At 58.9% G+C, this 13939-nt stretch carries 10 protein-coding genes; 6 read left to right on the forward strand and 4 right to left on the reverse strand.

The genetic code is table 11. The features are described from left to right. Positions 1-121 precede the first annotated feature (121 nt). From DBIPINDM_RS00180 to DBIPINDM_RS00195, 4 genes are all read right to left on the reverse strand, one after another. The gene (locus DBIPINDM_RS00180) at positions 122-1315 is read right to left on the reverse strand and encodes a serine hydrolase domain-containing protein (RefSeq protein WP_258580939.1); all 1194 of its coding nucleotides are present in this window, start codon (positions 1313-1315) and stop codon (positions 122-124) included. 169 nt (positions 1316-1484) lie between these two features. Next, positions 1485-2924: an NAD-dependent succinate-semialdehyde dehydrogenase gene (locus tag DBIPINDM_RS00185; RefSeq protein WP_258580940.1), complete on the reverse strand. Its 1440-nt coding sequence runs from the start codon at positions 2922-2924 to the stop codon at positions 1485-1487. Positions 2925-3204: 280 nt separating this feature from the next. Continuing rightward, positions 3205-4113 (reverse strand): 4-hydroxy-tetrahydrodipicolinate synthase, encoded by a 909-nt coding sequence (gene dapA / locus DBIPINDM_RS00190; RefSeq protein WP_258580941.1) that lies wholly within the window; start codon positions 4111-4113, stop codon positions 3205-3207. 95 nt (positions 4114-4208) lie between these two features. Then, positions 4209-5939: a hydantoinase B/oxoprolinase family protein gene (locus DBIPINDM_RS00195; RefSeq protein ID WP_258580942.1), complete on the reverse strand. Its 1731-nt coding sequence runs from the start codon at positions 5937-5939 to the stop codon at positions 4209-4211. Between the two features lie 268 nt (positions 5940-6207). Here DBIPINDM_RS00195 and DBIPINDM_RS00200 point away from each other — a divergent pair, with 268 nt between their 5' ends. From DBIPINDM_RS00200 to DBIPINDM_RS00225, 6 genes are all read left to right on the forward strand, one after another. Then, positions 6208-8277, forward strand: coding sequence for a hydantoinase/oxoprolinase family protein (locus tag DBIPINDM_RS00200; protein ID WP_258580943.1), 2070 nt, complete (start codon positions 6208-6210; stop codon positions 8275-8277). A gap of 164 nt (positions 8278-8441) precedes the next feature. Beyond that, positions 8442-10043: an ABC transporter substrate-binding protein gene (locus DBIPINDM_RS00205; protein WP_258580944.1), complete on the forward strand. Its 1602-nt coding sequence runs from the start codon at positions 8442-8444 to the stop codon at positions 10041-10043. A gap of 6 nt (positions 10044-10049) precedes the next feature. Next, positions 10050-10991, forward strand: coding sequence for an ABC transporter permease (locus tag DBIPINDM_RS00210; RefSeq protein WP_258580945.1), 942 nt, complete (start codon positions 10050-10052; stop codon positions 10989-10991). A gap of 1 nt (position 10992) precedes the next feature. Next, complete coding sequence (locus tag DBIPINDM_RS00215; RefSeq protein WP_258580946.1) at positions 10993-11874, forward strand: ABC transporter permease; 882 nt, start codon at positions 10993-10995, stop codon at positions 11872-11874. Between the two features lies 1 nt (position 11875). After that, entirely contained in the window at positions 11876-12883 is a 1008-nt protein-coding gene (locus DBIPINDM_RS00220) for an ABC transporter ATP-binding protein (protein ID WP_258580947.1), read from the forward strand. Next, complete coding sequence (locus DBIPINDM_RS00225) at positions 12880-13926, forward strand: ABC transporter ATP-binding protein (protein WP_258580948.1); 1047 nt, start codon at positions 12880-12882, stop codon at positions 13924-13926. Before DBIPINDM_RS00220 ends, DBIPINDM_RS00225 begins: the two co-directional genes overlap by 4 nt. Positions 13927-13939 lie beyond the last annotated feature (13 nt).

The raw sequence follows: 13939 nt of genomic DNA on the forward strand, positions 1-13939 counted from the left end.
CGTTTTCCCGTAACTGGTTGTTTTTTTTCACAAATTGTTAAAACCGATCGGCGATTAACGGCTTTCGTGTTCTGGTACAAGTTCTATGACAATGTGAGACAGTGCCGATAGAGCGTCGCCTTCAACGAACCGCGCACGCATCCCTGATGGCTCGGATCGCCGCGAGCGTCTCGACGTAACGATCCAGGCCTGCATCGGGCCAGGAAGATAGCTTCACCGCCGCAAAGTCGGTTTCCGGGTCGATATAAATGCGCTGGCCGCCATGCCCCGCACAGATAAACGCCCGCCGCTCCGGGTCCTCGATCCAGAATTGGTTGTGATAAGCACCTCTCGGAAGATCAAGGCGGTCTTCGCGCTGGAGTAAGTCATGATTGCCCCTTCGCGTTTCCTCGATCCATGCTGAGGGGACGATCTGCTTCCCGTGGAGCCTTCCGCTGCGCAGGTATAGCAGAGCGAACCGGGCATAGTCGCGAAGGGTCGCATTGAACCCCGCATCGGCGCTGGGAAAGCCGCCAGGATCGACGGTGACGTACGCATTGTGCTCCGCCCCCATCGGCGCCCACAGTTCGGTGCTGATGAGATCCGCGAGCGGCATCCCGGTCACACGCTGCATGATGAAGCCGAGCACATTGCTCTCAGCCGACCGGTATTCGAATAATGCGCCATGGGGGCGCTGTTGCTCCGTTAGCATTAGGATGAGCTGCCACGTGGTCTGAGGATGCTCGGGATAATCTAACGGTCTCCAACCCGCAGCCTGGAAGAGCATGTAAGCATGGGTACCGGGCTCGGTGTAAGGCTTGGTAATCGTCACGCCCGTGGTCATGTCCAGAACCTGCTGCACCGTAGCGCCGCGATAGGCCGTCGTTTCGAGCTCAGGCAGATACTCGGTCACCAGACTGCGGGGGTCTATGAGCCCTCTGTGGACGAGTATGCCGCACACCGCGCCCACAATTGACTTTGACATTGACATAGCAAGGTGGTGGCGGTGCGGCTTCAGACCGTTCATGTACGTTTCCGCTATGACCTCGCCGCGGGACACGATAAGTAATCCGTCAGTGAAGCTGCTGTCTAAGAACTCGCGAATGGTAGAGCGCCGTCCGGCCAGCTCGAATTCGATCCCATCGATATCCGTTATCCGTTCCGGAAGCGGCAGGACTGGGCCCGATCCGCGCCAGATGGGCGTGGTCGGCGTCATCTCGCTAACATGCTGAAATGTCCAACGGTTGTACGGCGGGAGGTACCACTCAGCCTGTGGAATGATCGGCGTCCCGGGCTTCATCGGATCGGGCCGCCAGTCGGGGCTTGTCTCGTCCAAGTTTCTTGCTCCGTATTGACATTCTCAGCGTGGACCGGACATTCAAATTTGGCATCACAGCAAGCGCTCCCGGAGGAGTTATGATTGAACCGCAAGATGCTCTCGGAATAGTTAGCGCGGGCCCTAGCCGAAGTCGCGAACGACACTCTCGTTGGGCCTGCAAGCGGACTCACATGACCGAGAGTTCAGTGACGAATTTGGTTCGCTGAAACGCCTCAAGGCCTTCCACACCGCTCTCTGAATTAAAGCCGCTTTCGTTCACGCCTCCGAACGGGGTTTCCGGGGTGGACACCATCATGTGATTAACGCCTACCAACCCGGCGTCCAGCTCCTCTTCGGTTTTCGCGGCTAATGCGTTGCTCTGCGTGAAGCAGAACGAGGCCAAGCCGTAGGGAAGGCTATTTGCCCGCTCGATGACCTCGTCGAAGGACGAGAACGGCATTATTGGAGCAAGCGGGCCGAACGGCTCTTCGCTCAGGATTCGGGCATTTGCAGGTACATCCGCAAGGACGGTGGGTTCGAAGAAGTAGCCGCAATTGCTGCTGCGCTTGCCGCCGGTCACCAGCCGCGCCCCCGCCGTGACGGCATCCTCAACAAAGCTTTCCATCACATCCAGCCGACGCTCCGCGATCATCGGTCCCATCTGGGTGGTCGGGTTCAAGCCATTGCCCAGCACCAAGGCGCTCGCGCGAGCGGCGAAAGCCTCAACGAATTCGCCATACAGGCTCTCGTGAACAAAGAAGCGCGTCGGCGACGTGCAGACCTGTCCGGCATTGCGGAATTTGGCGGCGACGAGAGTTTTCAACGTATGCTCGACGTTGGCATCGGCGTGTACAATCACGGGCGCATGTCCGCCCAGTTCCAATGTGGATCGTTTCAACGTATCGGCCGCTCGCTTCTGGAGGAGTTTGCCCACGGGGGTTGAGCCGGTCAGCGTCAGCATCTTCGGAATTGGCGATGCCAGCAATTGGCTGGAAACGTCATCCGGCACACCGAAGACGACATTAAGGACACCAGCCGGCAGCCCGGCTTCCTGGAAGCAGCGGGCCATGGCAACAGCAGTCCCCGGAGTTTCCTCTGCTGGCTTGACGATCACGGAACAGCCTGCGCCCATTGCGCCAGCGATCTTGCGGATCACGTTGCTCGCTGGGAAGTTCCAGGCCGCGAATGCTACCACTGGGCCAACCGGCTCCTTGAACACCATCTGGCGTACGCCCGGCAAACGGGCGGGAACGATGCGGCCATACGCACGCTTGCCTTCCTCGGCATACCAGCGGGTTACATCAGCGGAAAAGCGGACTTCGGGAACAGACTCGCCCAGCGGTTTGCCGTTTTCCAGCGTGAGGATCCTGCCGATCTGCTGCTCGCGTTCCTGTATCAGGTCGGCGGCCTTCATCATGATCTGGTAGCGCTGCTGGGCCGTCATCGCCCGCCAGAGCTTGAAGCCTGCGGCGGCGGACGCGAGCGCTTCTTCGATGTCAGGTCGGCTGGCCAAGGGTACTTTGGCCAGAACCTGTTCAGTTGCGGGGTTTATCAGATCCTGCTCTCGACCATCGCTCGCACGACGCCAGACACCATCGATCAGCAGCTCGATTTTCTCATCATACATTTTGGTCTTCTTTCAGTGCTTCATTCGAACCGTGTCGCGGATAGGCGAACAGAGGAAACCGCGCGGGAACGAAACGTTGGTGTCGAGCAGAACTCGAATTCCGGTAGATAGGGGATCGCCGGCAGATCGCGAATGGATGAAGCCGCCTTTGCCTGGTTGCCCGAGTATCGTATCTTCCGGGATGATCGGGGATTTGATCGAAGTCGGTTGTGACAGTCCACACGGGGCACCCTGCCGCGTGGGATTCTATCCCGGGAAGGATGAGAACAGAGCGCATGCTTTATTTCACCGAGGCGATGACGCCGGGTACATCTGCTGATGTCAGTATTGAACGGACGGTCTCCACCTGGGCGTCGGAATAGGGAAGCAGGGGCTCGCGCGGAGCCCCGACCGGCTGGCCGAGGATTGCCATGACGGTCTTGATACCGGCGTAGAAACTTCCCACTTTGAAGCACTGATAGATCGCGAACAACGCGGGCTGGAGGCGATCGATCGTTAGTGTGTCGCCGGCAACGCACGCGTCAAAGTAGGAGCGTACCAGCTTGCCTGATAGCTGGTGCGCCATGGCGACAACACCGACACAGCCCACAGGCAGGGCTGCGCGAATCATTGTCTCATAGCCGACAAATACGGCCAGACGATCCTTCACTTTGGCGCACAGCTCGGTCACCTGCTGAATGTCAGCGGAGGAGTCCTTAATGGCGACCACATTTTCGATATCAGCCAGTTTGCTGACCAGATCAGGGGTCATGTTCACCCCAATCCTCGCCGGGCTGTTATACAACATAATTGGCAGTCTGGTTGCTGCGGCAACGCGTCTGTAGAAGAGCTCCGTCTCCCTCAGGTCTGGCTTTGCGTATATCGGGGGCAGCGCGAGAATACCGTCGCAGCCGGCAGCTTCGGCGGCTGCGCACAATCCCATAACCACGTCGTTGCGAAGGTCCGATACGCCGGCAATTACCGGAACCTTTCCTGCTGCGGCTTCCACGGTCGCTTTGAACAGGGCGACGCGTTCCTCGACGGTCATGGTGTAAAACTCGCCCGTGCTGCCGCAAGCAACGAGGCCGTTGGCGCCGTTGGTAATGTTTTCGAGCGCAAGTTCCTTGAAACGTTCGAAATCGATGCTTCCATTGGGCGTAAATGGCGTCACCAGGACGCTATGTATGCCTTTCCAGCTCGTCTTGCTCATCTGATTTGTCTCATCTGCAGATTGAAATAGTATGATTTTCTGGCGCACTGCGGAGAGCCGCAGAGGCTATTGTCAGTACGGTTCCGCTATCAACCTTATCGATTAGGCGGGGGGCTCACGCCTCTTGCGCAGTCCAGCTCCGCTTCGTTCAGCTGATAGACATCGATGGCACGTTCCTGACTTACCTTGCCGTCGAAGATGTCTTGGGCGAGCAACTTTCGATCGCGTTGCTCCGGCTTTCCGAAGCCACCCCCTCCCGCCGTCTGAAACACAAGTCGATCACCCTTGTTCATCTTGGTGACTATTTTGGACTTGATGATTTCCTTCGACTGGTCAGCGCGGATTATATAGGCGAAGCTCTTCTCTCCCGCTAACCCGCCATCGGCACCTGCAGGCGCATGGAAGTGGCGTTCCCCGCGATAAGAGAGCGTCACCTCGCCTTCCAGAAGCTCAATATCTTCATAGCATCCGAGTCCGCCGCGTTGCTTGCCGGCGCCACCACTGTCGGGCGCGATGCCTAGACGATGGATTCGGAGGGGCGACTCCATCTCCACCGATTCGACCGGGACATTGCCTGTGTTGGTGGCGTCAGTCTCGATCACGTCCACGCCATCGGCACCCATGCTTGCTCCCGAACCGCTTACGAGCACCTGCGTCATCACAAAACGCCCATGGCTCGGCACGGAGCCGCCATAGTCAACATTGACGAGCTGGGCTGCCGAATCGGCCGGGATTTTCTTCGGGGCTGCCTGACGTACAGCCCCCAGAATCACTCCGGTCAGGCGCTTGATCGTTGCGGTGCGGCATCCGAGAGGTGCAGGTTCCAGTGGATTGACCAGCGAACCTACCGGAAGCACCATCTGTATGGGACGGAAGCAACCGCCATTCGTAGGAATGTCGGATCCGCCGATAGCGCGGACTGCAAAACAGGCACCACACAGCGCGCCTGATGGCATACAGTTGAATGGGCCACGAACTTGTGCGTTCGTGCCAGTAAAATCAAAGGTTATGCTGTCTCCCTTAATCACAGCCTTTACCTCGATGCGGATCGGGGCGTCCAAATCGATGCCGTCATTGTCCAGATAGTCGACGTACCTGTATTCTCCGTCTGGGAGTGCGGAGATCGCTGCGCGAGTTAGGCGCTCGGATCGGTCAAGAAGATCGGCGAAGATCGCCTTTGTCATCTTCGCGCCGAGCTTGTCGGCCAGTTCCTGGATTCGGCGCTGCCCAATTTTGCAAGCCGCCAGCTGAGCATTCAGGTCTCCATTGAAGATATCTGGGAGACGTACATTGAGACGAAGCGTTCGAACCAGCCTGTGATCGTAGCTTCCGGCGTCAACAAGCTTCATGGGTGCGACGCGGATACCCTCCTGGTAAATCTCTGTTGCATTCGTCGGGGTCGATCCGGGCGTCATTCCGCCGACGTCCTGATGGTGCGCCAGCGCAGCCGCCAAAGCGATGACTTCGCCTTCGTGGAAAATAGGGGTCACCACCGCGAAGTCGGGCAGGTGCGTACCGCCTGCCGTGTATGGGTCGTTCAAGATGTAGGCGTCACCATCACGCATTTCCTCGCGCGGAAAGCTCTCCAGCACCGCCTTAACCATCGGTATCAGCGTGGTCAGATGAATGGGTATCGCAATCGCCTGCGCCAGCGTTTCGCCTTGAACCGTGAAGAGGCTCGCCGACGCATCCCGCGCCTCTTTCACGATCGTCGAGAAGGCGCTGCGAAACAATGTCGCCTCCATCTCGTTGGCGATGCCGTCCAATTTATGCCTCACGACCTCGACCGTGATCGGATCCAAGCTTTTTGGGTCGGGCTGGTCCACGGATTGCCTCCATCAGTTACTTGAAGGCCCCGACGTTACGGCAAGCGTCCCTTACATGCAAGAGATTTGTCACAGTACATTTGATCCAGTGTGCTCTTTTGTAAACGTTTGTTTTTAATTACAAAACTATCTCGCACCGGAGATTTCGTAGGTGTTTTGTGATTGAATATGGACAAACGGCCTAGTGCAATGATATGCGTTGTTCATCCACAAGCCTGCGCTGGTCATATGACGCGCCCTTCGATCGACCTAGGAGAATTCAGGAGCTATGGTGACCATACCCCAGACCGCCGGATCGTCAGATGTTACAATCGGTGTCGACGTGGGCGGCACCTTTACTGATGTGGTCTGTTACGGCCCGGGCACCGCAATTCGAGTGGTGAAAATTCCCACTACTAAGGCAGATCCGAGCCGGGCAATTCTCAGTGCCTTGGATTTCGCCAGGGAGAACTGGGATGTTCCCGCCGATGCAATAAAACGCTTCATGCACGGCACCACCACCGCCACCAACGCAGTTCTGGAACGCAAGGGGGCCCGCACGGGCCTTCTGGTTACGAAGGGCTTCCGTGACATTCTCGAGATCGGGCGTCAGCTTCGAGAGGATATGTATAGCGTAATCCTCCACCCTGAGACGCCGGTCTTCCTTGCCAGCCGCGGCCTCCGCCTTGAGGTCGATGAGAGGCTTGATGCGGCAGGCAAAGTGGTTACCCCGCTCGACCGTCAGTCTGTGATTGATGCTGCCGAGCGCCTGGTGGCGGCGGGGGTCGAGGCCATCGGCATATGCTTCCTTTTTTCCTTCCTAGATCCGGCTCACGAAATCGAGGCCCGTCGCATCATTGAAGAGCGTCATCCGCATCTTGCAGTCTCGATTTCTTCAGAGGTCGATCCGCTTTTCCGGGAATATGAGCGCACGGTGGTCACAGCGTTCGATGCCTACGTCAAGCCGGTCGTGAATACCTACCTCAAGCGATTGGAAGATAACTTGAAGGCTGCCGGTGTTCCTGCGCCGTTGCAGATTATGCAGTCGCGTGGCGGGCTGGCCGCAGCGTCCGTCGTTCGTCAGCGGCCAGTACGTCTGTTTCTATCCGGACCTGCGGCGGGAATGATCGGCGGTTGTGAAGTCGCCCGCGGGGCGGGCATCGGCAACATCATCACGGTGGACGTCGGCGGCACGAGCTGTGATATCGCCGTCGTCGAGAACGGGCAGCCTAAAATCCGGTCAGAAACCCAGATCGCCGGCTATCCTGTGCGCGTGTCCATGGTGGATGTGAGCACAATCGGCTCCGGCGGGGGTTCTGTAGCTTGGATCGATGGCGCTGGTACGCTGAAGATTGGCCCCGAGTCGGCGGGTTCTGAGCCTGGTCCAGCTTGCTATGGAAGGGGCGGCGATCGGCCCGCCGTAACGGACGCTTCGATAGTTCTGAATTACCTTGACCCCGAATATTTCGCGGGGGGGCGGTTGCGCTTGCAGCCTTCCCGGTCGCACGAAGCCATCGAGCGGCATCTTGCTGCTCCTCTAGGTGTCAGTGTAGAGGACGCGGCGCTTGGCATGCACCGTGTCGTCAACGCGCAGATGGCCGAGGGAGTTCGTCGGGTTTCGACCCGTCAGGGCATTGACCCTCGAGGCTTCACCCTCGTACCTCTGGGCGGTGCGGGTGGTATCCACGCAACGGCTCTCGCCGAGGATCTCGGCATGACCAGGATATTGGTTCCACGCTTCCCAGGCGTTTTGGCTGCTTCGGGTCTGCTGGCGGCGCCTGTCGAGCATGAAGCATCCAGCACCTTTATAACGAATATCTCTGGCGCAGAGGCTTCCGCAATTCGCAATGTTCTCGATCGACTTGATATTCAATGTCGGGCTCTTCTTGCGGCGGAGCAGATTAGCGAAAGCAACGTCTCTGTCTCATACTACGCCGATGTGTGCTACGTGGGACAGTCATTCTACGTCGAAATACCCTTCCATGTGAACGAGCAGGACCCGCTCGGACGACTTTACGACGACTTCGTGCGCGAACACGAGCGTCTGTACGGCTACAGCAATGACGGGGCTGCGCGCATCGTCAACCTGCGAAGCAGCCACAAGGCTGCCCAGCCGAAAGGCGCGTTGTCGTTGGCCTATGAACCGTCTGGCGGGGATGTAGAGCGCCTGAAACGCACAGTGCGTTTTCCCGGCAATGAGCGAATGGAGGTGAGTATCTATCAGCGTGAGGCGTTGCCTATAGGCTTTGCGTTCCGGGGTGGAGCGATCCTAGAACAGGCCGATACGACCACCCTAGTGGGACCGGGCTGGACAGGTTCGGTTCGGGAAACCGGCGACATTCTGCTCGTCCGCCGTTGATAGACGATGATCGCCTATCGCGGCATTCGTTTCTACTTCTCGTTTGGTCCAACCAAACTTTCTATGGCGAGGCGAGATTACTGGATGCCTTGGCCTAGGATTCGGTGAGACCCACCGTCGCAGCAGTGCACCACTAACCAATTCTAGAAGGGAGGAAATAGAACATGACAATCTCTCGACGCAACCTCATCAAGGTGGGCCTGGCCGCCGGAACGGCTTTATCGATCCCCACGGTCCTCCGAGCACAGACCGCACCAACCGCCGCTCGAACGGTGCGAATGGTGATGAACGCTGACCTTAGTATCTTCGATCCGATTTTTACGACGACGACGATCACCGCCAACCACGGTATGGCCATTTACGACACGCTTTTTGCGCTCGACTCGAAGTTCATGCCGCAGCCGCAGATGGTCGGAAAGTGGGGGGTTTCCGACGACAAGAAGAAGTACACATTTGAACTCCGGGACGGCCTAGGCTGGCATGATGGAACCGTCGTTACCGCGTCGGATTGTGTCGCGTCGATCCATCGCTGGGCTCAGGTGGACCTGGGCGGACAACTGATAATATCCAGGGGCGCAGATATTTCGAAGAAGGACGATAAGACTTTCACGATCACGCTTAAGGAGCCGCTGGGACTGCTGATCGACCTTCTCGCCTCATCGAGCCTATATCTCGCTGTAATGCGCGAGAAGGACGCGAGCCGCCCAGCTACTGAGCAGGTGACCGCGAATATCGGATCCGGGCCATTTAGGTTCAATGAGGCTCTTGCGAAGCCGGGCTCCAGCTTCGCCTATGACCGCAATGAGAATTACGTGCCGAGAAGCGCGTCGCCCGACGGATTCGCTGGTGGGAAGATCGTTAATGTCGATCGCGTGATCTGGAACGAAATCTCTGATCAACAGACTTCTTTGGCAGCGTTGCAGGCGGGGGAGATCGACTTCATTCAGGAGCCGCCGGCCGATCTTTACTCAGTCATCGAGAGCGACCCACAGCTAGCGCTTCAGGTTCTGGACAAGTCCGGCCAGGACATGTGCCTGCGCATGAACTTCTTGCAGGAGCCGTTCGACAACGTGAAGGTTCGCCAAGCCATGTTGTACGTGATCGACCAAGAGGCGTTCCTGCGCGTTACCGCCCCCGATCCAAGGTATGGCCATCCCGTTACTTCGATATTTGGCAACACGACGCCCTATTCAAATGACGAAAATACCGGTTGGTACAAGAAAGGAGGGGACCCAGAAAGGGCCAAGCAGCTCTTGAAGGAGTCTGGGTACGCCGGCGAGAAGGTCGTCATTCTCGACCCCACAAATTGGCACCAGGGCGACAACGCCTCGCAGCTTCTGGCAGATTCGTTGCGCAAGATTGGGGTCAATGTTGAGCTTGCGCCGAGTGACTGGGGGGGGGTTGTTAAGCGGCGGGCGAACAAAGACCCCGTTGCGGACGGCGGCTGGAGCATCTTCATCACTAGCGATGCCGATTTCGCTCAAAGCAATCCGATCGCGTCTACTTTGCTACCCGCGAATGGCGACAAGGCATGGTTCGGCTGGCCAAAAAGCGACGAATTTGAAGCTCTCCGGGCCAAGTGGACAGATGTCGACACGCTCGAAGAGCGCAAAGCACTGGCGCGACAGATGCAGCGAGTCTGGTGGGACTTCGTCGGTGACATAAGGCTCGGACAAATTGTCTCGCCAATTGCGCGAAGCAAGGCGCTCACCGGCCTGATTGAAATGCCGGGGCTCATTGCGATGTGGAACATGCAGAAAGCCTGAGGCGCAATGACGGCCTATATCCTTCGCAGACTGGTTTCGACCATCGCCGTCATGGCGATGGTTGGGATCTTCGTTTTCCTGCTGCTCAGGCTGGCGCCGGGCGACCCGGCGGCGATCATCGCCGGCAAGTCGGCAACGGCGGAGATGATCGCGGGCATCCGCGAAAAGCTGGGCTTGAACGATCCAATGCCGGTTCAGTTCATACATTGGGTGCGGGACATGCTCGGCGGTGATTTCGGAACCTCGATCTTTGCCGGACGACCAGTTCTGGAGCTGATCTTGCAGCGGCTTGAGCCGACCCTCTCCCTGTCGATCCTAACGATGATGCTTGCGGTGACGGTCGGGGTCTCCTTCGGCATCCTTGCAGCGTGGCGAACGGCTGGGCTCATCGACCGCCTCCTCGCGGCCTTTTCGGCACTTGGTTATTCCGTCCCAGTCTTTGTCATCGGCTATTTTCTTATATACTTTTTCGCGATCAGGATACACTGGCTACCGGTTCAGGGATATTTGCCTATTGATGGCGGCCTTGGGCCTTGGTTTGTGCACATGGTCCTGCCCACAGTGGCTCTTAGTCTTGCCTACATTGCATTCATCGCCCGGGTTACGAGGGCGAGCATGCTCGAGGTCCTGTCGGAAGACTATATGCGAACTGCCGCTGCCAAGGGGGCTTCGTCCTATGCTATGCTTTTCCACCATGCCTTGAAGAACGCCGGCGTCCCGATCCTGACCGTCATCGGCATAAGCTTCGCCTATCTGATCGGGGGGGTTGTCCTCACAGAAACGGTGTTCAACATACCCGGTATCGGTCGTCTAGTCGTGGATGCAATCAACAACCGCGACTATCCGATCATTCAGAGTGTGCTCATCCTGACTTCAGGTCTGTACGTCCTTATCAATCTCGCGGTCGATCTTGCCTACACGCTGATCGATCCCCGCATCCGGTACTGATATGACCCTCCTTTCCGCACCAGTTGAAGCCGCGCCGATCGGTCGGCTGCGACTATCCGACCTTCTCCGTCTGGCAAGGCGGCATCCGCTCGTTCTTGCAGGCGGCGGCCTGTTGGCGCTCCTGATCATTCTGGCGCTCGCTGCCCCGCTTTATGCCGGCGATCCAGTAAACATGGATCCCTTCAAACGCCTCCAGCCGCCTTCGGCCGAGATGTGGTTGGGGAGCGACAATCTGGGCCGGGACGTGTTTGCTCGAACGATCTTCGGTGCCCGCATCTCCCTCATGGTTGGATTGCTGTCGGCGGCATGCGCGGCTCTTGCCGGGGCTCTGATCGGTGTCATCGCCGGCTACAGCCGCAGCTTCGACAACATCGTCATGCGGGTCATGGACGGCCTGATGTCGATCCCGACGATTCTGCTGGCCATCGCCCTTATTTCTCTGACAGGCCCCGGTATTGCCATTCTCATCGTCGCCATCGCGATCCCCGAGACGCCAGCCGTCGCGCGGCTGGTTCGTTCTGTGGTTCTGAGTGTTCGCGAGCGTCCCTATGTGGAGGCCGCGCTCTGCGGGGGTGCGCGCCTGCCCAAGGTGCTGTGGCGACATATCCTGCCGAGCACCATTCCGCCGCTCATGGTTCAGGGCGCTACTGTGTGCGCCAGCGCGATCCTGACGGAGGCGGGGCTGAGCTTCCTCGGCGTGGGCGTGCCGCCCGAGATCCCCAGCTGGGGCAACATGATCGCCAGTTCGCGCCTGTATCTCGCCATCGCGCCATTGACAATCTTCGCCCCCGGTATCTGCCTTGCCGTCACGGTCCTTGCCGTCAACCTGCTCGGGGACGGCTTACGCGACATGTTCGATCCCCGCTCAAAACGGAGACGCTGACATGCAGGTGCATCAAACCGCAGGCAACGACTTGCTTCTCGATGTCCGAAATCTGGAAACGCATTTCTTTGGCGAGGAAAGCGTCACCCGCGCCTTAGGCGGCATCAGCTTCCAGGTGAAGAAAGGCGAGACGCTCGGCGTCGTCGGCGAATCCGGATGCGGAAAGAGCGTCACCGCTCTTTCCATCCTTCGCCTGCTGCCGAAGCTGAGCGCCAGGACTGTCGGCGGCGAGGTCCGCTTTCACGGACGCGACCTCCTTGAGCTGTCCGATCGCGAGATGCGACATATCCGCGGCGACCAGATCGCCATGATCTTCCAGGAGCCGATGACGAGCTTGAATCCGGTCTATACGGTCGGCCACCAGATCGCCGAGGCGGTGCAGATCCACACGAAAGCATCCCGCTCCGCTGCCATGAAGATAGCAGAAGAGATGCTCCGTCTCGTCCGCATCGCGGATCCCGAGCGTCGCGTCAGCAACTATCCGCATGAAATGTCCGGCGGTATGCGTCAGCGCGCAATGATCGCCATGGCTCTCGCCTGCTCACCAGAGCTGTTGATCGCCGACGAGCCGACGACCGCGCTTGACGTCACTATCCAGGCACAAATCTTGCGGCTCATCGTCGATCTGAAAGAGCGCACGGGAACGGCCGTCATGTTCATCACGCACGATCTGGGTGTTGTGGCCGAGACATGCCAACGCGTGATTGTCATGTATGCTGGCCGAATCGTAGAACAAGCGAACGTGATAGATCTGTTCGCGCGCCCTGCGCATCCGTACACCCAGGGCCTCATGCGATCGGTGCCTGACCGGCGGCGCGGCCGACAGCGCCGCCTTCCAGAAATTCCCGGGATCGTGCCAAACCTGCGCGAGCCCATTGTGGGCTGCAGCTTTGCGCCTCGCTGCCCGTTCGCGATCGATATTTGCCGCGAGAAGACCCCCATCCTTCGTGATGTCAGGCCGGGCCACGCCGCAGCTTGCTGGCGCGCCGAAGAGGCGATGGGCGCATGAACGGTCCTCTGCTGAAAGTCGAGAATCTGACCAAGCATTATCCGCTCGGTGCGGGGTTCCTGAAGAAGACAATTCCGGTGATCCGGGCGGTGGAGGATGTATCCTTCACCGTTGAGGCGGGCGAGACACTCTGTATCGTCGGCGAATCCGGCTGTGGCAAGTCCACCGTCGCGCGGCTCCTGATGCGGCTCGTCGAGCCAACGGGTGGGCGCGTGCTGATCGACGGGACCGACATTGCGGGCCTTAAGAAGGACGCGCTTCACGCCTGGCGCCGTCGGATGCAGATGGTCTTTCAGGATCCTTACTCGTCGCTAAATCCGCGCCTTACCGCCGAACAGATCATCACCGAACCCGTCGAGAATTTCGAGCGTCTCAGCCGCAAGCAGCGCCAGGCACTCGCCGCGGAGCTTCTCCGAAAAGTCGGAATGTCGCCCGAGATGATGAACAGGCTGCCCTCCGAGTTGTCGGGCGGTCAGCGCCAGCGGCTCGGCATTGCGCGCGCCCTGTCGCTCAACCCCTCTCTCATAATCGCAGACGAAGCGGTGTCAGCCCTTGACGTCTCCGTGCAAGCGCAGATTCTGAATCTGCTTCTGGATCTCCAGCAGCAGATGGGCATTGCCTTCGTCTTCATCTCGCATGACCTCGGCGTCGTGGAGCATATCGCCCATCGCGTCGCCGTCATGTACCTGGGGCGGATCGTGGAGCTCGCCCCGAGCGAGGCGCTCTTCGCCAAGCCGGTCCACCCCTACACCGAGGCGCTGATCGCGGCAGCTCCGGTTCCGGATCCGACGCGGGTTCGGCTGGAGGCGCCCGTCGAGGGCGAGGTGCCAAGCCCCATAAATCCGCCGAGTGGATGCGCGTTTCATCCACGCTGCTCGCTCGCGGTCGAGCGCTGCCGCATCGAGGCTCCGCCTTTGGTGCCGATGCCAGACGGACGAGTCGTGGCCTGTCACGTGCGTGCTCCGGTCACAGGCATGCCGGTCCAGCCGGCTGCGGGTGCTAATTCTCCGCTCCACCCTGTGGTTATTCCAGAGACTCTTTGACCCCACCGAGGAC

It is taken from the genome of Mesorhizobium sp. AR02, from assembly GCF_024746835.1.
GTDB lineage: Bacteria > Pseudomonadota > Alphaproteobacteria > Rhizobiales > Rhizobiaceae > Mesorhizobium.

Coding starts and splice junctions, on each gene's coding strand:
- DBIPINDM_RS00185 (WP_258580940.1), bottom strand. CDS start 2,924: ATGTATGATGAGAAAATCGAGCTGCTGATCGATGGTGTCTGGCGTCGT.
- dapA (WP_258580941.1), bottom strand. CDS start 4,113: ATGAGCAAGACGAGCTGGAAAGGCATACATAGCGTCCTGGTGACGCCA.
- DBIPINDM_RS00200 (WP_258580943.1), top strand. CDS start 6,208: ATGGTGACCATACCCCAGACCGCCGGATCGTCAGATGTTACAATCGGT.
- DBIPINDM_RS00205 (WP_258580944.1), top strand. CDS start 8,442: ATGACAATCTCTCGACGCAACCTCATCAAGGTGGGCCTGGCCGCCGGA.
- DBIPINDM_RS00210 (WP_258580945.1), top strand. CDS start 10,050: ATGACGGCCTATATCCTTCGCAGACTGGTTTCGACCATCGCCGTCATG.
- DBIPINDM_RS00215 (WP_258580946.1), top strand. CDS start 10,993: ATGACCCTCCTTTCCGCACCAGTTGAAGCCGCGCCGATCGGTCGGCTG.
- DBIPINDM_RS00220 (WP_258580947.1), top strand. CDS start 11,876: ATGCAGGTGCATCAAACCGCAGGCAACGACTTGCTTCTCGATGTCCGA.
- DBIPINDM_RS00225 (WP_258580948.1), top strand. CDS start 12,880: ATGAACGGTCCTCTGCTGAAAGTCGAGAATCTGACCAAGCATTATCCG.